This is a genomic window from Oscillatoria sp. CS-180 (genome assembly GCF_028330965.1).
GTDB lineage: Bacteria > Cyanobacteriota > Cyanobacteriia > Phormidesmidales > Phormidesmidaceae > Halomicronema.
This window is the reverse complement of the sequence record NZ_JAQMUB010000025.1, coordinates 96,915-121,226: the sequence shown is the minus strand read 5'-3', so window position 1 is coordinate 121,226 and position 24,312 is coordinate 96,915. Positions and strand designations below refer to the sequence as shown.

Annotated in this window: 19 protein-coding genes and 1 other RNA gene; 11 read left to right on the top strand and 9 right to left on the bottom strand. The window is 50.0% G+C overall.

What is annotated here, in order from left to right; genetic code table 11:
• On the top strand, positions 1–4,478 hold a 4,478-nt coding region (locus PN498_RS04820), incomplete at its 5' end, for a CHAT domain-containing protein (protein WP_272061565.1).
• 118 nt (positions 4,479–4,596) lie between these two features.
• Here PN498_RS04820 and PN498_RS04815 read toward each other — a convergent pair.
• Positions 4,597–5,664 (bottom strand): PstS family phosphate ABC transporter substrate-binding protein, encoded by a 1,068-nt coding sequence (locus PN498_RS04815; RefSeq protein ID WP_272061564.1) that lies wholly within the window; start codon positions 5,662–5,664, stop codon positions 4,597–4,599.
• A gap of 190 nt (positions 5,665–5,854) precedes the next feature.
• On the opposite strand from PN498_RS04815, the gene PN498_RS04810 reads away from it, so the two are divergent.
• A complete protein-coding gene (locus tag PN498_RS04810; RefSeq protein WP_272061563.1) occupies positions 5,855–7,576 on the top strand; it encodes a ShlB/FhaC/HecB family hemolysin secretion/activation protein in 1,722 nt (573 codons plus the stop codon).
• Between the two features lie 248 nt (positions 7,577–7,824).
• Here PN498_RS04810 and psaK read toward each other — a convergent pair whose 3' ends face one another.
• Positions 7,825–8,064: a photosystem I reaction center subunit PsaK gene (gene psaK / locus PN498_RS04805; protein WP_272061562.1), complete on the bottom strand. Its 240-nt coding sequence runs from the start codon at positions 8,062–8,064 to the stop codon at positions 7,825–7,827.
• Positions 8,065–8,408: 344 nt separating this feature from the next.
• Here psaK and PN498_RS04800 point away from each other — a divergent pair, with 344 nt between their 5' ends.
• The 5 genes from PN498_RS04800 (at position 8,409) to thiD (ending at position 12,473) form a co-directional block, all read left to right on the top strand.
• On the top strand, positions 8,409–8,837 hold the full coding sequence (locus tag PN498_RS04800) for a hypothetical protein (RefSeq protein WP_272061561.1): 429 nt from the start codon (positions 8,409–8,411) through the stop codon (positions 8,835–8,837).
• A 72-nt stretch (positions 8,838–8,909) separates the two neighbouring features.
• A complete protein-coding gene (locus tag PN498_RS04795) occupies positions 8,910–9,752 on the top strand; it encodes a cell division protein FtsQ/DivIB (protein WP_272061560.1) in 843 nt (280 codons plus the stop codon).
• Positions 9,753–10,239: 487 nt separating this feature from the next.
• Positions 10,240–11,355, top strand: a complete 1,116-nt coding sequence (gene ftsZ, locus PN498_RS04790) for a cell division protein FtsZ (RefSeq protein ID WP_272061570.1) — start codon at positions 10,240–10,242, stop codon at positions 11,353–11,355.
• 65 nt (positions 11,356–11,420) lie between these two features.
• Positions 11,421–11,618, top strand: a complete 198-nt coding sequence (locus tag PN498_RS04785) for a hypothetical protein (RefSeq protein ID WP_272061558.1) — start codon at positions 11,421–11,423, stop codon at positions 11,616–11,618.
• 39 nt (positions 11,619–11,657) lie between these two features.
• Complete coding sequence (thiD, locus tag PN498_RS04780; protein ID WP_272061557.1) at positions 11,658–12,473, top strand: bifunctional hydroxymethylpyrimidine kinase/phosphomethylpyrimidine kinase; 816 nt, start codon at positions 11,658–11,660, stop codon at positions 12,471–12,473.
• Here the strand turns inward: thiD and PN498_RS04775 are convergent.
• From PN498_RS04775 to PN498_RS04760, 4 genes are all read right to left on the bottom strand, one after another.
• On the bottom strand, positions 12,452–12,949 hold the full coding sequence (locus PN498_RS04775; RefSeq protein WP_272061556.1) for a hypothetical protein: 498 nt from the start codon (positions 12,947–12,949) through the stop codon (positions 12,452–12,454). The genes thiD and PN498_RS04775 overlap by 22 nt on opposite strands.
• The gene (locus tag PN498_RS04770) at positions 12,946–13,317 is read right to left on the bottom strand and encodes a phasin family protein (RefSeq protein WP_272061555.1); all 372 of its coding nucleotides are present in this window, start codon (positions 13,315–13,317) and stop codon (positions 12,946–12,948) included. The genes PN498_RS04775 and PN498_RS04770 overlap by 4 nt, the downstream gene beginning before the upstream one ends.
• Before the next feature lie 139 nt (positions 13,318–13,456).
• Positions 13,457–13,553: signal recognition particle sRNA small type (gene ffs, locus PN498_RS04765), an RNA gene on the bottom strand.
• Between the two features lie 71 nt (positions 13,554–13,624).
• On the bottom strand, positions 13,625–13,780 hold the full coding sequence (locus PN498_RS04760) for a hypothetical protein (protein ID WP_272061553.1): 156 nt from the start codon (positions 13,778–13,780) through the stop codon (positions 13,625–13,627).
• A 536-nt stretch (positions 13,781–14,316) separates the two neighbouring features.
• Between PN498_RS04760 and PN498_RS04755 the strand changes: the two genes are divergently transcribed.
• From PN498_RS04755 to PN498_RS04740, 4 genes are all read left to right on the top strand, one after another.
• On the top strand, positions 14,317–14,832 hold the full coding sequence (locus tag PN498_RS04755; protein ID WP_272061552.1) for a VOC family protein: 516 nt from the start codon (positions 14,317–14,319) through the stop codon (positions 14,830–14,832).
• Between the two features lie 396 nt (positions 14,833–15,228).
• Complete coding sequence (locus PN498_RS04750; RefSeq protein ID WP_272061550.1) at positions 15,229–16,008, top strand: hypothetical protein; 780 nt, start codon at positions 15,229–15,231, stop codon at positions 16,006–16,008.
• A gap of 21 nt (positions 16,009–16,029) precedes the next feature.
• Complete coding sequence (locus PN498_RS04745) at positions 16,030–16,596, top strand: chromate transporter (RefSeq protein ID WP_272061548.1); 567 nt, start codon at positions 16,030–16,032, stop codon at positions 16,594–16,596.
• Entirely contained in the window at positions 16,580–17,110 is a 531-nt protein-coding gene (locus tag PN498_RS04740) for a chromate transporter (RefSeq protein ID WP_272061546.1), read from the top strand. The genes PN498_RS04745 and PN498_RS04740 overlap by 17 nt, the downstream gene beginning before the upstream one ends.
• A gap of 477 nt (positions 17,111–17,587) precedes the next feature.
• Here PN498_RS04740 and PN498_RS04735 read toward each other — a convergent pair whose 3' ends face one another.
• The 3 genes from PN498_RS04735 to PN498_RS04725 all read right to left on the bottom strand — a co-directional run bounded on the left by PN498_RS04735 (position 17,588) and on the right by PN498_RS04725 (position 24,259).
• Positions 17,588–18,667: a TRAP transporter substrate-binding protein gene (locus PN498_RS04735; RefSeq protein ID WP_272061545.1), complete on the bottom strand. Its 1,080-nt coding sequence runs from the start codon at positions 18,665–18,667 to the stop codon at positions 17,588–17,590.
• 148 nt (positions 18,668–18,815) lie between these two features.
• On the bottom strand, positions 18,816–21,905 hold the full coding sequence (locus PN498_RS04730; RefSeq protein ID WP_272061543.1) for an ATP-binding response regulator: 3,090 nt from the start codon (positions 21,903–21,905) through the stop codon (positions 18,816–18,818).
• Positions 21,906–22,000: 95 nt separating this feature from the next.
• Positions 22,001–24,259, bottom strand: coding sequence for a cache domain-containing protein (locus PN498_RS04725; protein WP_272061542.1), 2,259 nt, complete (start codon positions 24,257–24,259; stop codon positions 22,001–22,003).
• Positions 24,260–24,312 lie beyond the last annotated feature (53 nt).

Below are 24,312 nucleotides of genomic sequence, written 5' to 3'. Positions count from 1 at the left end.
CTGACGCCAACCTCTTTCTCATCAACCCCAACGGCATCCTTTTCGGTCCCAACTCAGCACTGAATCTACAAGGTGGCTTCACGGCCATCACAGCAGACCAGGTGAACTTTGCCACAGGCGCGTTTGGCACAGTCGGCACGCCAGACTATGCCGCTCTGGTAGGTGAACCGGACAGCTTTAGCTTCAGCCTCGATGCTCCGGGCAACGTCGTCAATGCCGGGACCTTGAGCGTTCCCCCCGGACAGACCGTAGTTCTAATGGGTGGACAAGTGCTGAATACGGGCACGATTGCCGCTCCGGGGGGCGACATCGTCATTAGTGCGGTTGAGGGCAACAGTCTGGTCCGCATTGAGCAAGTCGGCTCGCTGCTGAACTTGGAAGTTGAGACGCTACCGGAGGCGTTGGCAACGTCGACAGAAACGTTTACGCCCCTATCGCTGCCGCAGTTGCTGACTGGTAGCGCGATCGCCTCAGCCACCAACGTCACCGTGAATCCCGACGGCACTGTACAGCTTGATAATGGGACTCCTGTTGCAACGGCCACTGGCCGCGCAACGGTTTCTGGAACGCTGAATGTGGAGAATACGCAGGGTGGGCAGGTGCTGGTGCTGGGTCGTGACCTGCGGCTGTCAGAGGTGCAGATCGAGGCGTCTGGTCTGGTTACAGGGGGTGATGTCCGGATTGGCGGCGACTATCAGGGGCAGGGCAGTTTGCCTCGCGCTCAGACGGCACAAGTAGACAGCGGCAGCACGATTCGCGCTGATGCCGTACAGATGGGAGACGGCGGTCGCGTCATTGTATGGGCCGATGGTGAGGCCATCTTCGCAGGCATGATCACCGCGCGAGGAGGCCCCGATGGAGGGAACGGCGGCTTGGTGGAAACGTCAGGTTTGCAGTCGCTGCAATTTGCCGGCGGGCAGGTTGATGCCAGTGCGCCTCAAGGAACTTCTGGGCTGTGGCTGATTGACCCCAACGATATCTTTATCGGACCTGGGGAGGCGCTCGCGATCGAGCAAACCCTCACGAATGGAACAGACTTCACCGCTTCAACCATCGACGGTGCTCCCACAGGTCTTCCGGGTTCTGATGGGGCGGGAGACATTATCCTGGTCAGCAACATCAACGTCACAGTCGATAATAACGCCACCCTGACACTAACCGCCTCTCGCTATATTGACCAATCTGAAGGCCCCGTAGCCATCAATCTGGCGGGTAACAACCTGGTGCTCAACCTCAATCAGGAGGGATTAGCTGACATTGCGAATCCTACCCTTACCAACGCTTTAGGCGTTATCGGCAACGTCACAGGGACAACCACCGTTAATTTGGGACCGGGTATCTATCAGGAAGGCGATACGGTGGTGATCGATCGCGACTTGATTCTGATTGGGGCCAATAGGGGGACCACTTTTTTAGATGGCAACAACGCCCATCGCCTCCTCACAGTCGAGGACGGCAGCACTGTAACCATTAGCTCGCTGACGCTTCAGAATGGCAATGCAGATTTTGCCGGAGGAATTTTCAACTTAGGCACCTTAGCAATTAATGACGTCAACATTGATAACAACACCGTTGAACAATTTGGGGGTGGAATTCTCAATGTTGGGACTCTCACGATTAGCGGTAGTCGCCTGGAGAGCAACGTAGCACAGACCAATAGTGGTGGCGCGATCGCCAACTCCGAAAACGGAATTCTCACCATCAACGATAGTTCAGTCCGTCTCAACACCTCTGCCAACAACGGGGGGGGCGTTGACAACTTCCAGGGGCAGGTGACGATCGCCAACAGCCTGATCACCGACAATACCACCGCGAACTTGGGCGGCGGTCTTTACAATTTCAGCCAGACCTTTGATGTGACAGGCAGCACCATTAGCGGCAACACCGCTAGTTCAGGGGGCGGCATTGGCAACAACGGCACCTTCACCCTCAGCAATAGCACGCTCAGTAATAATGACGCAGCCCAGAGCGGCGGCGCTATTTTCAACCAAACAGGCGCCAGTATACAGATTGTCAATAGTTTGCTCAACGCAAACGCAGCTTCTGTGGGAGGCGCGATCGCAAACGAGGGTATAGAGACTGCCATTAGCAACACGATTGTGAGCGAAAATACGGCGACAGCAGACGGCGGCGGCGTTTTCAATACTGGCATCTTGTCGATTGATACCAGTCCAATTCGCGAAAACGCTGCGGGAAACAGCGAGACGGGGCTAGGCGATGGCGGCGGCATCTTCAACCAGGGCAGCCTATCGCTGAGCAATAGTCAGATTCAAGAAAACACCGCCGTGGCTAGTGGCGGCGGCATTGGCAACATTAACCAGCTAAACATCGACGCCAGCACTATTTCAGACAACGTCGCGGGGGTCAACGGCGGCGGCATCAAGGTCGCAGAAGCGGGCAACGTCGCGATCGCGAACAGCACGATCTCTGGCAACACAGCCGGTGCCAATGGGGGCGGCATTGACATCAACACCATTCCACCCTTCGGAGCATTTACCACAACCGTTAGCAACAGTACCCTTTCCGGTAATACCGCTATCAACATTGGGGGGGGCTTCTCGTTGGGGACCAACAGCACACTAACGCTCGATCAGGCCACCGTGACCGCTAACACAGCCTCTACAGGAACAGGAAGCGGCGTCGCTAACGTCTTTGGCGGCTCAGTCATAGCGCTGAATACGATTCTGGCTGGCAATACCTTAGATAATGTTGCAGGTGCCTTAAATCAAACGGGTCCTAACGTGGTTAATGGAGATCCGCTCATCGGACCTTTGGCTAACAATGGCGGAGTCACTGAAACTCACGCCCTGCTGACCGGCAGTCCCGCTATTGACGCTGGAACTGGAGCAGGTGCGGACCAGCGAGGCGTACCTGTCGCCAACGGAATTCGCGATATCGGGGCTTTTGAATCTCCAGCAGCACCACCTGAACCGCCGGGTCCACCTCCAGAACCGCCCCTGCCACCGCAGCCTGAACCACCGCAACCCGAACCACCGCAGCCCGAACCACCGCAGCCCATGCCGCCACCTGAACCACCGCTGCCGCCAGACCCCGAACCACCGCTGCCCGAACCACCCGGTCCAACCCAACCACCTGGACCATCTGGACCTGACGCCAATAGTCTTCGATGCGTAACGGGTGACTGTAATCCCACTCCCGAGCCAGACGTAGTTGTGGCGGTTCGTTCGACTGAGGCTAGCTATGTTCAGGAATATGAAGACTATCTAGGCGTTGAGGCTAACGCTTTCGCAGACTTTGATGCCCTAAAACGGGCAGAAGACTTGACAGGGGTTCGAACTGCACTGATATATGCGAACTTCGTGTCCTCATCAGAGGAGGGTGTCGTTGCCGAGGCCACTCATCAGGAAATAGGACAGGCTACCAAAGCTGTGACACAAACCACGGCTCAGCGCGATCGCACTTTGCCCAAGCCCATTCCCTCTGATGATGACTTACTGGAATTGATCCTCGTGATTGGCGACAATCCGCCCCAGCGGGTTCTCACAGAAGCGACACGGGCAGAGGTGTTGGCTGCTGTGCGACGGTTACGCATCGAGCTAACTGACCGCACTCGGCGGCGTCTAGACAACTATCTCGTGCCGTCACAGGACCTCTACAGTTGGCTGGTTGCCCCCTTTGAAGCAACTCTGGAGCGTGAAGACGTTGGACACATTTCCTTTGTGTTAGATCAGGGACTGCGGTTAACCCCGATCGCCGCACTCCACGATGGCAATCAGTTCATCATTGAAAACTACAGTGTGGGCCTCATGCCAAGCTTGTCGCTCACGGATACCCGCATTGGCAATGTTCGCAATGCTTCAGTGCTGGCAATGGGGGCGTCTGTATTCACCGATCAGCCTCCCTTACCTGCCGTTCCAGTTGAACTCGCAGCGATCAACAGTCTCTGGGCTGGCGATCAGTATTTGAATGAAACCTTCACCCCTCAAACGGTTCGACAAGAGCGTTCTGAAGAGGCTTATCCGATTCTGCATTTGGCAACTCACGGACAGTTCACCGATGGCGGCTTGGATAACTCCTACATTCAGTTCTGGAACCGTCGCTTGGGCCTTTCAGAACTACCCGAACTACAGCTTAATAAGCCGGCTGTCGAACTGCTGGTCTTGAGCGCCTGTCGAACACTGGTAGGTGGCAAGGAGGCTGAGTTGGGATTTGCGGGATTTGCCATCAAGTCAGGCGCTAAAACGGCGATCGCGGCTCTTTGGCAAGTCAGCGACTTAGAAACAGCGGGCCTCATGGCCGAACTGTATACCCAATTAGGTCAGGTTGACTACAAAGCCGCCGCTCTGCAACAAGCGCAGCTGGCCATGTTACGTGGCGAAGTTACTGTGCAGGATAATCATCTGGTGTGGAGTGGCGGAAAAATACCGTTACCCAAAGAGTTGCAGAATATGTCCTTTGGTGATACACAGCACCCCTACTACTGGTCTGCCTTTACGCTGGTGGGCAATCCCTGGTAACGCTGTCACGGGATCGTCTGAGCTACAACGACTACAACGGATTTGAAGTTGGATATCTACAGGGAACATTCGATGGATTTTGGGGTTGCTGTCATTCGCTATCAGTAAGGCAATTCTTCTAGCGAATAGCCACAAAACCAATTTCATTGAGCATGTCTTTGCCTTCTTCAGTTAACAACAGATTGACGTAAGCTTCACCAGCCTTTTGATCAACCATTCCGTCTTCTCTGACAATGACAAATAGCTGTCGCATCAGAGGATATTCGCCGCTACGAAGGGCTGCACGATTGATTTGATTGCGCTGCTCAGGGCAGTTCTCTGGTTGAATGTAGGGCTCAAGGTAGGGTCTGACGAGCTGGCTAGCATCAAAACCGACGGCAACCGCTTTCACACTGCATTGCCCAACCACTTCAGGCGATGAGGCATAGAAAATAGCACCCGCATTTTCTTCCACCCGACGCAGTCCCTCTGTTGTTGAGTCGACCACCTGAGCAACTGCCGGCAACTCCTCGCTATCTAAGACAGTGTTGACAAAAAACTCAACGGTACCACCAACAAGAGGACGGGAAATGGCTTCAATCTTCAAATCAGGCCCGCCTAACTGATTCCAGTTGGTCAGTTCTCCTGTGTAGATACCTTTGAGCTCTTCGAGAGTCAGACCTTGAATGGGAAGGTCATTGTTGACGGCGATCGCGATCCCCTCTACAGCCACGGGAATTTCCTTGAGAATGTAACCCTTTTCCTGAGCTTGATAGCGCTCCTCCGCTTTGAGGGGTCGAGAGGATTGAGCAAAAGACAATTCATTTCTCAGCAGCATTTGAATCCCTGTTTCAGACCCAGGAACTGCCCCCTCAGCCTCGACATAGCGTAATCGAAACTCAGGCTGAGCTTGCTGCATGATGGTGTCGATCTTGCTTCGCACAGGTGCCCAAGTCGTACTGCCACCGTAGCTAAATGTGCCAGAAGGCAACGCTTCAATATCACTGAAGCGGTCCCCGGTGCTGCTAGCTTCCTGCTTGAGCAATGTAGAGGTCGTTTCGGTCGATGCGTTGCTGGTACCTGAACCGAGGACAGAACTCAGTCCAAAATTGTTTTTGTAGGTGAGCCGTCCCAGAACACCCCCTGCTAACAGAACAACAAACGCAAACGATGCCAACAGAAGAGGAGCCTTGTTTCTACTAGTCACTGAATTTCTCCTAGACAACATCAATTAAAATCGATGCAACCAGGATTACGCTATCGTACCGAGTTATTCGGCCCAATGATGTCTAGTCATCTACATCGAAAATCTAAAAAAATGTCCAAATTTCGTGATTTAGTTCTGATTTTCCTGATTAGTGGCGATAATTTGAACGACGTGTCTAGACAGGTGGACTATGCCCCTGCGCCTCCTAAGTTTCTCTAGCTACACGGCGATTGCGTTCTTTTGGCTGTTTCCCTCTGTCGTGGCGGCATCAATGGTGCCGCCGGATAGACTCAGAACTTCGTCGAATGTGTTGTCTCAGCTAGCACAAGTTGACCCTGGCGAAGATCGATTTCCGTCTGAGCCGCCCGTACCAACGCCTTTGCCTGAAGATGACGAACCTAGCATTCCCACTGTTCCTGAACCCCCCTCACCGGATGGCGCCACTATTCCGTTTGCCGTGACCGATATTCAAGTCGTTGGCAGCACGCTCTTTGATGCAGAAACATTGGCGGCGATCGTGGCGCCCTATGAAAATCGCGAAGTCACTTTGGCAGAACTGCAAGAGGCCGCCGACGCGATTACCCAGCTGTATCTGAATGATGGCTACATTACATCGCGAGCAATCATCAATACTCAAACAGTTGTCGAGGGCGTTGTTCAAATCGAGGTGCTGGAAGGCGAGCTAGAAGAGATTGTGGTAGAGGGGACCGATCGCCTACAAGACTATGTGCGCGTTCGGATTGCTCAGGGAGGAACCCGACCCCTGAACCAAGGTCGCTTGGAAGACCAGCTGCGCCTACTACGGATTGATCCCATGTTCGAAAGCGTAGAAGCTAGCTTGAGAGCAGGCAGCGATGTCGGTAAAAGCCGACTCATCGTGCGCGTGGAAGAGGCCTCTACGATTGGTGGCTCACTGTTTAGCGACAACTATTCGCCACCCTCCGTAGGTACCGTCCGCATCGGCGGCAGGCTTGAATTTAGGAATCTGGCCGGGCTAGGTGATACCTTATTCAGTTCAGCGACTTGGACAACGACCGCAGGCTCGAAAGTTTACGAATTGGGCTATCGGGTGCCTATCAGCCCAACGAATGGGACGCTGCTGGTCCGGCTGACGCCTAATGAGTTTGAGATTACAGATCCCAACCAACCGACCTTTGCCTTCGATACCGAAGGCTCAACAGACATTTACGAAGTGAGTGTCCGACAACCCCTCATTCGCACTCCGCGAGAGGAATTTGCGCTGTCTCTTGGCTATCGATATCGCGAAGGTTCGACCTTGATTTCGGGGATCATCACTGATTCGGCCAGCACTAATGTGCTGAGTTTTGGACAGGATTATATCCAGCGAGATGTAAACGGTGCCTGGGCTTTACAATCTCAGTTTCGGCTAGGGGAAGAACGGACAGAAGACACCGCGATCGCGGACGGCAACACTGATGGCTTTTTCAGCTGGATCGGTCAAGTTCAACGAGTCCAGCGTCTCAGCAATGACCATCTGTTGCTGGCGAGGGGCAGTGTTCAACTGTCTCCTGATTCGCTGCCCGGCTCGGAAAAGTTTTTTGCGGGCGGGGGGCTCTCCGTCAGGGGATACGATCAGAACCAGCGCTTTGGAGATAACGGCTTTCGGTTTTCTATCGAGGACCAGATTGTTATCTCTCGCAACGAAGCAGGTCTGCCCTTTTTCCGAATTGCTCCCTTTTTAGACGGTGCCTATGTTTGGAATAGCAGTGACAGCGCCGACGTCACTGATAATAATTTGCTGCTGGGTACAGGGGTCGGTTTTCTGTTAGACATTACCGAAGATCTGAATGCCCGTGCTGACTTTGCTTATCCCCTGATTGATATTGAGGAACTCAGCACCGATGATCCGCCAGGGTTGCGGTTCTATTTCAGTTTGGATTTTCAATTTTAGGGAATCTCCAAGCAAGACTTTACCGCTGGTAGGGTTGTATTAGCGCAAGTGTAATGCGCTAATGCCGAGTATTTTATTTCCAGAAATCTCCTCAGGGTTCAGGGTTAACCCGAGAGGCACGAGATCGCACCTCCCGGGTCTTATAAGGCTGAGGCAGCATCAGTCCTAGGCCGATCCTCCAAAAGCTCGACAGCCCAAGGGGATCCTTCAATCGAGTGCCATCTCAACCCTGTGTAAAACACCCAAGCCTAAAGCACGCCAATGTTAGCGAGACCTAGAATGGCACCAGCTCCAAGCAGGTGACCCAGGCTAGTGGTGCCCAGCAGAGCAGGCAGTCCCATACCGCCAAACAAAGCAGGAGCAGGGAGGGCCGGGCCTTCGCTGGGATATTTGATGACCTGTCTACCGATCGCGATCGCCAGCACATTACACACAATCATCACAATCGCAACCGTGGGACTCCACTCTGGGGTGTGGGGTACAGCCATTAGTAACAAGGAGTAAGACAAAGACAATTTTCTATTTCCTCAAATGATTATCAGCACTATAAGGAGCGAACCCTTTAGCGGGCTGGGTAGCACACTCACAGAATCGCGACCTTAGTGAAAATTTTTGGTGACACCCAACACCTAGTCACGAATTTTTTGCAAGAGTTTACAGAACAGCAGTGTGAGCAGAGGCATTAGTATAGCTTTAGCACTCTCTAGGGACTAGTGCACCCAGTCGCATTCGGGTATTTAGCGCATTGCCCAATCGCTCGCCATCTGTCCTAACGAAACTGGCGACGGCTAGATAACCCGTAACCTTATCCCTCATTTTCTAGGCACTGTTTATGGAACGCGGTCTTCTCTGGACACCCTTGCTGATCATTTTTATCTGGCTCGCTTGGGCCGGTTGGAATGAGTACCAGAAGCTGGAAGCTTATAAGGTCTGGGCACAGGAATTTGAACGCGCTAAGTACGACATCTACGCGGCCTTAGGACAGACTGGAGAACATTTGGCATGGGGCCGCCCGACTCGCAAAGGGCCTGAAGAGGTTCAGCACATTTCTCTGCATGAGGTGACAAAGATTGCACTTTATACCCGTGATAATCTCCCTGCTTCGGCACAGTTGCCTAAGGGATGTCAAATTGGTCTGAGTCTTACCCTTAATTCCGGTAACCAACGCTGGATTCCCTTTACGGACGCGGAGTTAGCATCGGCTTGGCAAAATCAGTTGCAGACTCTCCAGGAATCGCTACAATCAACGCCACAGCCCTAAATTCATCTTTATTTTTAAAGCTCCCAGCGCTGCTGTAGGTAGCCAATTTTTTTAGATTAATTGCGATCGCCCATGCCTGATTTCGCGACTCCTTCCTCCGAAGACCTTGTAAGCCGTCGGCGCGCTCTTAAACAACAGCGCCGTATGCGAAATCTTCAGAATATTTGGCAAATCATCGCTATTGCAGGCTTAGCAGGTAGCGCTATTTGGTTAGTCAAAAATCCTTTCTGGCTGTTGCTACAGGGACATGAGCAAGTTGTCATTGATGGCAATACGCTGATTTCTGACAAAGCCATTCACACTCTTCTGAATTTGCAATACCCACAACCACTATTTGAAATCGAACCTGAAGAGATTGCTGAGCAGGTACAAACCCAGTCGCCCGTCGCGTTTGTACAAGTTGAGCGCCGGCTATTTCCGCCTCGCTTGGAAATCACATTGCAAGAGCGGCAGCCTGTGGCGGTCACCATACCTTCACGAACTGCATCAGTCCCCGAAAGCGAGTGGACGCCTCTGAATCACCCAGGGTTCATTGACTCTGAAGGCTACTGGATGGCCCAAGATACTTTGACTAACCTGGACCAAACGATTGACTTGCCGGATTTGCAAGTGCGGGGTTTTCATCCGCGATATCAGTCTGAATGGCCGGAACTCTACACCGCTATCCAAGCCAGCCCAGTCCCCATCGCAGAAATCGACTGGCGATCGCTTAACAATCTCATTCTAAAGACAGAGTTGGGACCCATTCATCTCGGCATTTATGATGCTCAACTGATTGATGAACAGCTTGCAACGCTCGTTCAGTTTCGAACTTTGCAAGAGACGCAAGATCTCCCTGCAATTGAGTACATTGATTTGAGTAATCCTCGCAATCCAGCCATTAAAATTACTCAAGCAGCCGAAGATGAACGATAAATCTATCTGAGTTCATGAGAGAAAGAGTTGGTCAATATCCCCAGTTAGGAGAATCAGCTTAATGAAATACTCTTAAGAAAAAATTGAAATTGAGCTAATCTCCCTGAAAAATTTTCGTGAATGCGGTAACTTCATAGGCTAGTCTGAGCAAGCTGCAATTAAAATACTTTTCTTACTAGAGACGCTTGAATACCTGTTGTTTCAGGCATTCCATAGTTTGTTTGGTTTTTCAACCGAAGTACCTTATAGTTGTCTAAATTGTACGGGGTATTGCTTGCTTGGAATCTGATCCTGCGTGGGGTAGCGACCGATGTCTTCCAGTTCAACGCCGACTAATTTTGATTCCGACGGTTTTTCGGTAAATGGTGCCCATGTTCACACTGAATATGCGCCTTCATCTATCCAGGTGGATGAAAGCCGTCTTAACCCTAATCCTCCTCGTATGTTTGACAACAGTAATGGTGATGCCAGATTAGCTCCTGGAGAAATGCTCCTAAACGGTGAGACTGTGCCCAGTAATATTGCAAAGATAAAAGTTATCGGTGTTGGCGGAGGGGGCTGCAATGCAGTCAACCGCATGATTCACAGTGGCCTCTCTGGAATTGAATTCTGGACTGTCAACACGGACGCCCAAGCGTTACTCAATACATCCACAGAAAATCGCTTGCAGATCGGGCAGAAACTTACCCGAGGCTTAGGTGCAGGCGGAAACCCTGCCATTGGTCAAAAGGCCGCCGAAGAGTCTAGAGACGAGATTGCTTCGTCTTTGGAAGAATCTGATCTTGTCTTCATCACCGCTGGCATGGGTGGGGGTACTGGCACTGGAGCTGCCCCTGTTGTCGCTGAGGTGGCTAAGGAATCAGGCGCTTTGACCGTTGGCGTCGTAACTCGCCCCTTCACCTTTGAAGGTAGACGACGTACGGGACAGGCAGATGAGGGCATCGCTGCCTTGCAAAGCCGAGTTGATACGCTCATTGTCATTCCTAACGATCGCCTACTTTCTGTTATCTCTGAACAAACTCCCGTTCAGGAAGCTTTTCAATCTGCTGATGATGTTTTGCGGCAGGGTGTGCAGGGTATTTCAGATATCATCACCATTCCAGGGCTGGTCAACGTTGATTTTGCGGACGTCCGCGCAGTTATGGCAGATGCTGGCTCAGCTCTTATGGGAATCGGGATTGGTTCTGGCAAATCTCGGGCCCGTGAGGCGGCGATCGCGGCCATCTCTTCGCCTTTGTTAGAGTCCTCCATTGATGGAGCGTCTGGTGCCGTCTTCAATATCACTGGAGGCTCGGACCTGACTCTACATGAGGTCAACTCTGCTGCTGAGATCATTTACGAAGCCGTCGATCCCAATGCCAATATCATCTTCGGTGCCGTCATCGACGAGCGCATGCAGGGTGAGGTGCAGATAACGGTCATTGCAACAGGGTTCAACCTAGAATCTCATAGCAGCGGTCAAGTCGATGCAGCGCGAATCACGCCACTGAAGCGCAACAAACTCAATATCGCGCCTCCCAGTCCTAAGCAGGAAACCAACAGTGGAACAACAGGCTTAGATATTCCAGAGTTTCTACAGCGTCGTCGTCCCAATAATCGCTAGGCAGTCTGCTGCTGAATCGATAGCTCATAACTGCTGAAAATTTGACTGGCGGCACATACAGCTTAATGACGCAGCTTGCGCTGCCTAAGCCTATGATGTCTAATCAGCTTAGCCAAGAGGGCGATCGATCGCCTTTACAAGTTTCGGTTGAACTGCTCTGTCGAGTTATCGACAATATGGTTGCTGTAGGGGCATTACGTGAAATCAGACTGATGACGACGGACTCAGGTTTTAGAATTTTGCGAGTGCACCCGATGATCTAATATGAAACGCTACGGTCTGGGCTTTAGAAGAGGTAGACAATGGCAAAAAATACCCAGACTCCTCCAGTCGCGATGACCATCGCAGGGTCCGATAGTGGCGGCGGAGCAGGGATTCAAGCTGACTTAAGAACGTTTGCTTTCCATAAAGTTCACGGCACAAGTGCGATCACTTGCGTTACGGCTCAAAACACCTGTGGCGTTACCCGGGTTGATGCAATCCCGACAGAGGCAGTGGTGGCGCAGATAGAGGCCGTTGTTGAAGATATCGGCATCCAGAGCGTCAAACTAGGGATGCTGCTCAATGCTGAAATCATGGCGGCTGTCGCTGAGACACTCTCTCGACTCAAAATAGATACCTGTGTCGTGGACCCGGTCATGGTCTCTCGGACAGGGGCCAAACTAATAGACGACACTGCAATTGCCGTTCTAACCGAAAAACTCTTACCGCTAGCTACCGTTCTAACTCCCAATCGCTACGAAGCTCAAATCCTCAGCGGTTCCAAAATTGATACCTTAGCGGATATGAAGGTCGCCGCCGAGAACATTTATGCTTCAGGCTGTCACGCTGTGTTGGTCAAAGGCGGTGGCATGACTGGACAACTCAAAGGCGTGGACGTTTGGTATGACGGCGATCGCTTAGAAGTCTTAACGACAGAAACAGTCCATACGTCAGACACTCACGGAACAGGGTGCACCTTGTCAGCCGCGATCGCGGCCAATCTAGCCCTTAACCAAGATGCATTGACTGCTGTACGCTCTGCAAAGAACTACGTAACGCAGGCACTCCAACATTCCCTTCGCATCGGTCAAGGTCAAGGTCCAGTCGGACACTTCTATTCGTTATTAGGGGGCTGACCCCAAACTGATTCCCAATCAGGGCAGGTCTCAGCATCAGGACCATAGGGATACATGGCACAGACCAACATTTGGCCGCCATGAGCCTGCCCATAGTAGTGCTTGCAGCCGATGCAGGTAGTATGTTCATTGACGACTGGATCAACATGACTGTTAATCGGTGCAGCCATCGCCTCTACCCATGTTTCAAGTGCCCCAACTAACGGCACTACCACCGGATTAACGATCTCAATAAATTCGTCCGTGAAACGCTCAATTTCGTCCCCCAAGGCTGTTTCCAAAGGCTCTAGAGACTGATCGACCTCGTCAGCCCAACGCTCTAAAGTTGGACGAATTTGTTTTTCCAGTTCCTCAGCAAAAGTGTCAGCAACCTCAACCGTTGTGTGAAGCGTATGCTCAGCCCATTCCTCGGTAACACGAGCTGTATTTGAGAGAAACGCATTTAGCTCTCTTACCCAATCTTCAAAATCGTTCATTGACTGCTCTTTCGTTTCAATTCTTCCAGCTGATGACGCATCGCCTCAACCTGCTGACGTAATGCCTCAGCTTCCCGAGCTTCAGCAGTAGGTTCTTCTTCTTCATCTAAGATTTCAATGCGGCGAGGCTCTTCTCTCGGAACATCCGCTGGTGTACTGACTGTTTCCTCAGCCCGTTTCATCATCTTGTTAAGTAGCTGCTGCGCTTCCTCAGCGGTCAATTCTCCACGCTCTACCAGCTCATTGACGACCGACTGGGTTTGTTCACGCAGGTCTTTAAGAGTACTACCTGCTCTTTCACCGGCGTAAGACGCTGCTCCTACACCTAGGTAGAAAGCTTTTTGAACGAGGTCACCAAAACCTGCCATGCCCTTCCTTTATAGATACCTGCTTCTAGGATAAAGACCTGACGCTTAACTTGACTACTGGGGTTAACCGTCTTAACAGAAGATGGAAAAACGATGAAAGTCGCTGGTGATGCCTCTTAAGCAAATCACCTGGATACTAAAAGACCCGGAGTCCACGCCTGTCACAAGCATCCCGTAATGCTGCTACCTTCCGGTCCTGACATAGTTTGGGCGTTGTGACCGCATGGGTCCAGGTCAATAACCAGAATAGCACTATTGTTTGTATTATTGCTGTCTGGCAACTCCAGAAGAGCCACACATTCATCAGCTAAACCGCTATCCACGTTCCTTGATAGAGGATAAAGAAGGTGAGATTACGCATGGTTCCAGCAAAGTTTCTAGCCATGGCCCAAATCAACCTAAGGGCAAAAGCAAGCTCTTGCTCAGATTCTGCTCTAACATTCTCAAGCGCCACAAGAACCATCAGTGAATCCTACCGGTTATTTAAAGGAGACTTGAAAGTCTATTGACGGTATCTTGAAGATTAAGTAAATGTATTAAAGATTACTGTAAGTAGAGCGTTTATCATGAATTATTGTTAAAAGGTTACGGATGTCATTTCACTGTCAATAAACCTGGGTGTATCTATGAGCCAGAAAGAGCTATTGAGCCTTATCATTTCAGCGATTCTTCAACCGACTCGACAGATTGCTGAGAGCTAACGATCTTCTTTCAAAAAATACGCTTGATTTTACGTTCCTTACATGTTGGATTAATCCCTCTTGTAATCAGCAGTGATTGTGATTGGGAGATATTTTCGACTACTGACTGGAATGTCCGGCTTAGGTTGGATTTATTGATCTGCGTTGCTATAGGGAAGTTAGCTGAGTGATTCGAGCCATTCTGATTAAGGGGAATCTCCCAAATCAGTTCTTCGGTTTTCGCATGATCTCTGTAACCGTTATTTCGAGTAATTTGTGCCAATTGGCATTCTTTAGAGTTTAGCGTTTAGGTGTTTCTATGAAAGGTTTAGATAAAAGCAATATTGCACTAGAGGCGGAGTTTCGAGATATTCAGAAAGCAGCAGAAGCTACCACTGCTGAAGCAGAAAACATCGTTAAGCTGGTCCCTTTTCATCTGTCCATACCAGTCACTTCGCTCAAAGAAACACGTAAATTTTATAGGGACATTCTCGGTGTAGAAGAACGCAGAGCGTCGGCTACGTCAGCTCATTTCGACTTTTTCGGTAGTCAGTTAACGTGTCATGAGGTTCCGGAGTATCAGGCATGGGAACTTTGGCGTGAGGTTGATGCTGAGGATGTACCCGTACCTCACTTCGGTGCTGCCTTATCTTTTGAGCAATTTTCTAAGGTACGGGATAGTCTTCTAAATCATGCAGTTAAGCTCATACTCCAACCGCATGCTCGCTTTATTGGCAAGGGGCATGAGCAACACGTTTTGTTTGTAGCTGATCCCTCTGGTCATGGTATTGAAATTAAGTCTTTTACTAAGGTTGCTGTGGGGGAGTGGGCTTAGAAATTCAGTGGCTTCGTCCATGTTGCCTGGAGGCTGTTGCAGGCAACATGGCTATCTTTCACGGTTTTACTATTACCTAGAAACTTAATCATGAGTTCTCCAACGTCTTGAGATCTCCAAAAAGTGTTGGTTAGCTACTTGTCACATAGCGGCGTAGAAACCAAGCTTTTTTCGGGTTCCTACAGTTGTCTGTGAACTTTTGCTATGTCTAAAAGGGAGGGGTTTGTATTCCTTCAACGTAGCAGCTGTTTATGCAGTAGGCTCTTTGGAGAAATTATCCAGTGCCCTTGTACGATCCTATTTTCGAAGCAAAGTTGATATTAGGAGTTTGCATCAATGAAATCGTCAGTAATCAGGTTGTTCGTCTCCCCTTGCAGAAGCGGCAGTACAGCTTTTATGCAATCGCTCAATCAGAGTTCTGAAGTGCATTGTTTCTATCAGCCCATAAAGGAGGGCATTCGTGAGGGAACAGGTCCAGATTACAGTTTCTTTTATGAGACGCATCCTTCATTTGCGAAATATCCGGGCAAAATTTTCTTTGCTAAAGAAGTTCTGGGTCATACTCAGCCTGATGAGTGTTGTTTTCAAATATTTCCCAACGACGAGGCTGTTCGCTGCTCTCGACCACTTTTTCTTCTACGTGATCCTATCGCTACTTGGAGTTCTTGGAAAAAGTGTAAAGCCGCTGGGAAGCAAGGCTGGGGGGGAGTTTGCGATATAGAAATGTTTAAGCTTGCCTACGAGCATACTTTCAAGACATTCGTAGCCACTCGACACATCTCCAATCACGTCACCTGCCTAACCCGAGAGCATTTACTGCGAGATCCTTACCAAGTCTTTCAACTTGTTTGTAACCGCTGGGAGATCCCATTTACCGATGAGATGATTCATTGGAAAAAATCATTTGATATTAATAGCTTTACCTGCGGCGAAAAGGATCATCGATCTGTCGGCGAAGTTGAGTATGATCATGCGGAAACATTTAACCGAATCCAACACAAGGATGTTAGGGAAGCTAAAGCCTTCTATCGTGTTGAAGATAACGAGGGACGCACCCAAGAAAAGCTTGTAACTTTAGAAGAGCGCCAAGATATTGAAGCCACCCTTCGACCTTTTCATGATTCTTTTTCAGAATGGTGTGAGGAATATTATCCTTTGGCTACCGTTGCAGCATGAAGCAGGGAGCACTAATTTACAATGCTTACACAATCAAGAGCGAATTCGCCATCGTTGTATGCGATGACGCGGATGTTCATGGCTGTCGGTGCTAAAGCTTTTGGAGGAACATTTCGTGCTTTGCTACTACATGAGTTCACCCACCGTGGCTGGTTGACTGAACAAGAATATCTCAAAGGTTTAAATTGGGCTCAATCGTTACCTGGTCCTAATGGAGTCAACCTGGCAGCTTATCTGGGGTGGCGCTTCCATGGCATATTCGGTGCATTGGTTGCAGTCGCATCTTTTATTTTGCCAGGGGCGCTAGTGGTGTTACTGATGTCTCACTTAATGATGTCAGTTTCGCAGCAGGTGGTCTTTCAAGCTACCCTTGCAGCAGTGGCAGCGGCGGCGATCGGGCTTTTGGTAGGAGTTATTGGTAAATTGTCTTCTTGCTTGAAGTCGTCTACTCGGGTTGGCATTGCTGCAGCAACATTCGCCTTAGTGGGTATTTTGCAGGTGTTTGTCCCCTTGGTGCTTTTGCTCGTTCTACCCGTCGCATGGTGGTTAGAGCAGAGTAATGGAGGCAGCGATGAACATTCTGCTTGAGCTGTTTCTAACCTTTGCTTATCTTGACCTTATCAGTGTTGGTGGTGCCTTGGCTGTGCTCCCTGAGATGGAGCGTCAAGTTGTTCTTGTCCATGGATGGATGGGACAACAAGCCTTTGCCCAAGCGGTCGCGTTAGGAATGGTTGTACCTGGGCCTAACATGCTGCATGTACTGCACATTGGTAATAGCGTGGCGGGGATTCCTGGAGCAATTGCTGCAGGCTTTGGTATGTTCGGACCAACATCTTTAGTCCTGATCTGTGTTGCATGGATGGAGGGTGGCTCGAGTTGTCCTCAGTGGGTTCAGAAATTCCATTTAGTCTGTGGTCCTATAACAATTGGCCTTCTAGGTGCAGCAACGTTATCCCTAAGTCGGAGCATACTTGACAATCCTCTCTTGATTGCGATCTCGGTAGTTGCCGCAGTCCTAAGTGTTAGGCAACTATTAAGTCCAACCTGGATTCTGTTGTTGGCGGCTTTATCAGGAGCTGCATCCGCAGCATTTCTGGCTTAGGAAAATTTTCGATAAGTGAGAGTGTATGGCGTGATGGTGTCTTATATCTATGCTGTTCCGCATAACTAAACTGAAGCTTGTGGAGGATATTTAAAAATACGATAAGAGTAAGTCAGCAGTACTTACTTCTATAAGTGGAGGAACCTAATTAAACGTAGTTTTGAGGTTTCAAGACTCTTACTGTTGCAGGATCAGAATGCTAATTAGTTCATGCTACCCAATCACCACAAATTAAATTATTAAGATGTGGATGGGGGCTTCGAAGAGCTTGGATAAATGCTCATGATTCAAGGTAAGATACTGAATTCAATGAGGCCAGCTATGTATCCACTTTATTGCTCTTTAAATATCCTCTCAAGCAGAATGATCAGGGGTATATCAAAAGCCTACTTATATTGTCTTTAATATACCTTGGGATTCACAATTTTGTCGGTCTGCTTGTATTAGACGGCAGCCTTTCATAAGACGTTTTAAGTCTCATGCAGTTAGCCCAGTCCATGTAGAATATTCCTCAAAGAATGCGGTTGCATGGTCATAAATCTCCCGAAAAGCAGCATCTTGGTTGGCATACTCTTGGAGTAACTCATTGGTTGTTTCTTGGGCTGCATTGAGAATATCTGCGGGCAAGGCAAGTAGTTCCACATTATTACTTTTTAGCCGTTGAAGCGCGGCCGCATTGGAACTACTAGAGAGAGCTTTCATCTCGCGATAAGTGATAGCAGTTGCCATGTCAATTGCGGTTTGATAACTCTTGGGCAGTGATTCCCACGCGGCTTTGTTGACATACAGGCTCAGCGTAGATCGAGGTTGTTGCCAACCTGGATAGTAATAATATGGAGCGACTTCAGCAATACCAGTTAATTCATCTTCGAAGGGACTCGAAATCTCTGCTGCGTCGATTTGGCCTCGCTCCATTGCAGGACGAATTTCAGAGAGTGCTAGTTTTACTAACTCAACTCCTAAGCGCTCGAAAACTTTTCCCCCAAGACCATTGAAGCGCATTTTAAGGCCTTGTAAATCAGATAAAGACTGGATTTTCTGCTTGTACCAACCTCCCATTTGTTTACCTGTTTCACCAGCGGGAAAATTGACAATATTGAAATCAGCGTAAGCCTTGCGTAGCATTTCTATCCCACCGGCTCCATACAACCATATTTCATACTGGTTTTCATCCAGGCCAAAAGGCATAGTCGCATCAAAAGACATTACGGGAGATCTATCTAGATAATAGTGACCCAGTGTGAAGCCAGACTCAGCACTGCCAGATTCAACAGCCTGTAAAATTTCTTGCTTAGGGGCAATACTCCCCTCTGGAAAGACGGTGATCTGAAATTTATCGTTCGTAACTTCTCTGACAAGATCACTGAGTCGCTGCATTGCTTGAGTACGAGGCGTATCCTCAGACCAACTGCTTGCTAATCGCCACTCAACAAGAGGTTGAGACGCAGAAGATCCTTCCCCTCCTTTATAAAATTGATCGCTCCTACTACAAGCACCAAGTACTCCAGCACCGGCAGCGCCTAATGCGACTTGATTCAAAAGTTTTCTACGCTTCATAACAGATGAAAAAATCTACAAGTGAACAGCGGACAATAAACATATACGCACCCATTCTTTGCTCACGCAGCCTGATTAACGAGCAATATTTTTATTTTCAAGGAAGATATTGCTAAGCATCCCAAGCATCTGAAAATACAGTTGAAAATCAAACATTGATTTTGTTCAGGATTCCTGGTGATGCTGATGACAAAAGTTCCTCTGTTTTGTTCATCAATTCCAACGTCGAAAAACCTTTAGTCAAATAATCGTTGGCTCCCAGTCGTTGGGCTTCATCAAACCAGTCTTCTGATAAGCGTGATGAAACGACCAAAATCGGCATTGTCATGCCTTCTTGGCGACAGCGATTGATCAGCGTGAAGCCATCCATGTTGGGCATTTCAATATCAGTGATGATCAGGGCAGGTTTGGGATTGAGCTTGAGCCAGTTCCAAGCTTCCAGACCGTCCCCGCAAGTATGGATGTCGTGACCATAGGCGGTCAGACTCGCTGCCAAGCGTCGTCGCATCAGAGCAGCGTCGTCTACGATCAAAATGGTGGGCGTATCGACGATCGTATCTTCAAAGTTCAGCTCGGACAGACCGCTGAGCTCGGAGATGAAATCTTGAGGTACGCTATGGAGCCAATCCACGATCGCAGAAGCATCAATGACTGGCACCAGCGTTCCATCAGGCTGTAGGCTAATTCCCATCAAACCTGCTGGTGATAGTAAAGGCGATGGCAGGGAATTAATTAGCAAATCTGACTGACCGAGCAGTTCATCAGCAATCAGCCAGACCCCCTGAGGCTCGGATGGCGACTGAACATAGGTACAAACGGCGGTTTCTTCGAGCAGGCGATCGCCCAAACGAGGCCGCCAGTATTCCAACAAATCGAGGCCAGGAACCACAGCATCCCCCATATTCACCTGCCAGGAATAAACCGTGTCAGCTTCTTTGACCGCAGTTGCTTGCAGACTTTCCAACAAAGCTACGGTTTTAATGTCTTCAGCAGGAATAGCAAAGGCGTATTCCCCGGCTTGCAGCAAGATACAGGGAACCAGCAAGTGCGGAACTGGAAATTGCAGACGAAAGGTCGTACCCGTTCCTAAGTTAGTGTCCAGGGTGAGTTTTCCGCCGAGTCTGCTAATTTGAGCAGCCACGACATCCATACCCACACCCCGCCCCGAAAGGTCACTCACCTCACTCTCGGAACTAAAGCCAGGCTGACAGATCACCGCCAGCAAGTCAGCTGATGTTGAGGTGTTTTGCAGGGGTAGCCCTAGATTGGTGGCGCGATCGCGAATTTTCTCAGCGTCAATACCACAGCCATCATCTTGAAAGTCTAGCTGATACGTATTACCAATCCGCTGTAGCGATAGCGTCAAGGTTCCTTGTTCTGGTTTCCCGAGAGCCTGACGCGCCTCGGGAAACTCCAAGGCGTGATCAAATGCGTTGCGAATCAGGTGTAGGAGAGCAGGCTCAAGATTTCGAGCTGTACCAACGTCTAATTCGGTTCGCTCTCCATGAACGACTAGTTTGGCCGGTTTGTTAAAGCGAGTCGTTAAGTCCCGCAAGATTGCTCTGGCACGAAAGGCCAGGTTACGAAACGGCACCAGGCGGCTTTCATTAATCGTATCTTTCAGTTTGAGAACACTGCCGTCCAGAAATTGCAGACTTTCGGTCATCTGCTTAGCCGATTTTTCTGCCTCTGCGCCCAGTTCGGAAAGTCGGAGGCTGACTTCCAACAACCGGTTGATGGCAATATAGCCCTCTCGATAACGTTCTGGCGTCGGCCCTGACTCTCGCAAATTTAGCTTGAGGTTATCCATCAAGGCGTAGTCATCTTGAATCTGGCGCAGATGAGTAATGTACTGTGCTCCCTCTTGACCCAATGAAGCAAGCTGTAAGACCTGTGCTTGTAATTCCTGATACGTTCCTTGGGTACTTCTCACAGAGAGCAAGGTATTAACCAGATTTTGGGCTGTTTGATCCAGCTTCTCTAAAGGAATGGGAATCTGAATTTGTTCCTCAGCTTCAGGTGCTGTCGTGGCAGTAACCGGGGGCAAGTTGTTCGGAGCGAGTGGTGTATCGTTGGTATCGGTGGCAGCGGTATCGGCGATCGCATCCGCTGCTTCATCATCATCACCGGCCCGATCAGTCTCTAGCCAACCCTGCTGCAGGTCAGCATCCGCCTCTGCTTGGTCAAAATTTGGGATACCCTCTTGGTCGCCCAGTCCATCAAAAAAGTCACCAATATCCGTAAAAGCGATACTGCTATCGAGGGAGCTGTCACCATCGACTGCCATTGCACTATCAACTGTGGCTAGAGCATCCCAGCTGACAGACTCCTCTATTGATGGATCTTCCCTGGATTCTAAGTCAGGCCGTTCTTCCTCCAGCCGTTCAAACTCCCTTGCTTCAGAGGAAAAATTGTGAACGGGTAAATCGAAGGCAACCGCTTCTCCACCTTTCTGGGCACAGGTTTTCATGGCCTCAAACAACCGAGGCCATTGGGTACACCAGGTCTCAGCATCGAGCTCACGAATCAGAACTTCAGCCTGTCTAAGAAGATGGCCCCAGCCAGAGGAAAGCTGCAAATCTTGCCCAATTTGATAGAGCTGATCCAGGGTTTTCCGAGCCGTGTGGATAATGCCATCCGGCAGGACATCTTGGTGCGCAATATTTTCCAGTGCGATTTCCAAATCTAACACCACCAGCTCAAACCCCTGATGGGCAAACTCTTGTTGGATTTGCCTCTCATCACTCCACTGAGGCAAATATCGCTGCTGAATTTGCGATCGCAGATCTACAATTCGCTGCACTGAAGACTGAACCTTTGCCCGGGCTTCGTCATCGCGAACTTCAACATCCGTCGCCGAGGCCAACAGTTCCCCAGCTTCCACCAAAGCCTCTCTCAGCCATCCGTCTTCTATCGATGGAGCCGATTCCAGGTGGCGTAAATCTGACAGCAGATCCTCCAATACGATCGCAACTTGGAGAATGGCGTCAGCGCCCACCGTGACTGCCCCCCCTTTAATGGTGTGAATAGCGCGGTAGAGGATCTGAATGTCGTTAAACCAAGTTTCGGCATGCAGACGTGTGACTTGGTCAATGTAGGTTTGCAAACCCTTTTGAGTATCGACTTCAAAAATGCCGCGCAGTTCTTGCTGTAGCTGAGAATCCATTAAATCCATGTTCTCATTCTCGTAATGGGATTGGTAGGTAGAAGGCTGATGGGCTTTATCCGGATTGAGCATGGTTCTGGGACGACTTTGAGCAAAACTGCAATGCACTGATAGAAAGACTGGGCAGACGAGACACCTGATGACCGGAAAAGGGTATGGGGAAAGCCCTAATCCTCACTGGGAAACAGCTGGAAAAATTGAAGCTGGCTCTGTAGGGCTGCTGCGGCACCCTGCGCCTGGTCGGCTTCTTGCTGAGTTCGCTGAACTTGATGCTGGACTGTTTTGGAACCTACTTCTAGCGACTGAACCTGTGCTGTTGCGGTTTGAGCAGATTGGGTAGCCGACTCACTAAACTGAGCCACAGACTCAACCAGTTGCTGCGTTTGCGTGTTGACCTCGTGTAGGTTCTTGAATGTTTCTTGGAACTGGCCGATCTGAGACGTTACGCCGCTCACCATGTCGCTGATGTTTTGGGCATCTTGATCGAGTCCTGAAATCACTGTTTGAATCTGATCTGATCGCTGTTTCAGCAGAATTAGGTTTTGATTCGCCTCTACTGCTAGGTCGTTAATTTGTTGGGCGATCGTCTCAAATTCGTGGGCAACGCTGGCAAACTGACCAGGATCTTGCTGGCTGCTAGCTCGTGAAGCCAGCATCGATGCATTCAGAGCAAGCACCCGTGTTTGAGCGGCAACTCGCTTTTGCTCTTTGGAAAATTGAGCCGCCAAATCGACAAACTCTGCCAGCGTTTTCGGTCGCTGAACAATCTGGGTCGTCCCTTGCTGTAGTTCATCCACGTTGTCCACCAACGCATTCAGATCCTGACGGCCTTGGGTCAGAATAAACTGCGTCTTTTCTAAGGTTTCGTGGGTTGAAAGCGCCTGTTGGCGGGTGTTTTGCGATGATGATTCAACTTGAGAAAGAGCTGTGCAAGCCTCGACTGAAGCTTGCTGCTGTTGATCAGCAAGCTTGAGCACATCGGTCGTTCCTGTCTTGAGCGCATCGACTCGCTGGGTGACTCGATCGCTGAGGTCCAAAAGACTACCCAGCACTTCCCCGAGCGCCTGCACCATCTGATTCAACGCAATCGCCGCTGGCGCTGTCGCCTCACTATTAGTCACCGTTTCTGGATGAGACCAATTCCCGACTTGGAGAGCCGCTAACACCTGCCCAATCCGTAGAATATCGGCCTGCAGCTGCTCATACTCCTGAGTCCATTGCTGCTCTAACAGCTGCTGTTGATGCGTATATTCCCGATAAGTGCTGTCCAGCTGCTGGTTGAGATATTGGCCTAGATTGTTCAGACTATTGCCTAGATTGTCTAGTTCAGTATCGCTGTGAATTTGCACATTAATGTCGAAGTTGCCCTTTCTGAGCTGCGCGATCGCTGCGGAGACCTGATGGATCGGCTGAGTCAACTTTTGAGCAACGATAGACGCCAGCACGGCTGCGGCTATGGCCGATATGCCAGTACCCAAAAGGAGCGCCCAGAGCAGTGGATTGGCAGGAGTGAGGGTTGAAGCGACTTCAGTCGATAACAAGACTCCTAACGTTTGCTGGGGTAAATCATCAGAGAGCGGTAGGGGCGCATAACTCAGCAGCGCCCGACGACCGCCAGGCTGGCGTTGAAAGCCACTATCTGGCTTTTGGGCTGCCACCTGAGCCGCAATCTCTGACCAACGATTGTCTGCCGATTGCCCCAAGCTGTCCGGTTCTGAGCCGGCTACTATCTGCGCCTCAGGATTGACTAGGAACCAAGTGGGAGCCTCCGTCTGCAAGCTTTCCAGGGCAAATTGCAGCGTTCTACCTGGCATTCTGAGATAGATCAGACCAATCACTTGATTGCTATTGGCATCTAAGACAGGAGCTGCAAAATCCACTTGGAGTTCTGCGTCCTCAGAGGCTGTAAACGGACTCATCGTAGGGCGCTGGTTCTCTAGCGCTCTTTCAACAAACGCTTGTTGTCCCACGTTGGTTGATAGCGGCTGATCGCTGTCGGCTTGAAACAGAAGCTGACCGCCATTACTCAAGAAGGCAATGTTTTCAACACCGTCGGTCCTTTGTAAAAAGGTATCGAGCACCTGTTTCTTCTGAGCGGTGGTGGTTTGCTGTCGCAAAGTTGGGTCTGTAAAAACAGCCAGCCCTGAAATGGCCGTTGCACTTTGATAACGAGATCTGAGGACATCGTGTACAGCCGCTGCCGCGAGTTGAGTCTGGACAATTTGTTCCTGAGCGCTGCGGCGGGCAATACTCTGTCCCGTCATCCCGTACAACAGCCCGCCTACTGACAGTACAGGAGTGACGGCCAAAGCGATCGCCGTCAGTGTTAACCGCCCACGTAAACCGACCTGAAATTTGGAGGGTCGACGAGCCTTGATTGCATGAGGATGCTGAGAATCTGAGGAAGTCAAGATAGAGGAGGACATAGGTACAGGGAAGAGGTGTAAGGCTTGATCAAAAACTCATAATGCTTTCGAAA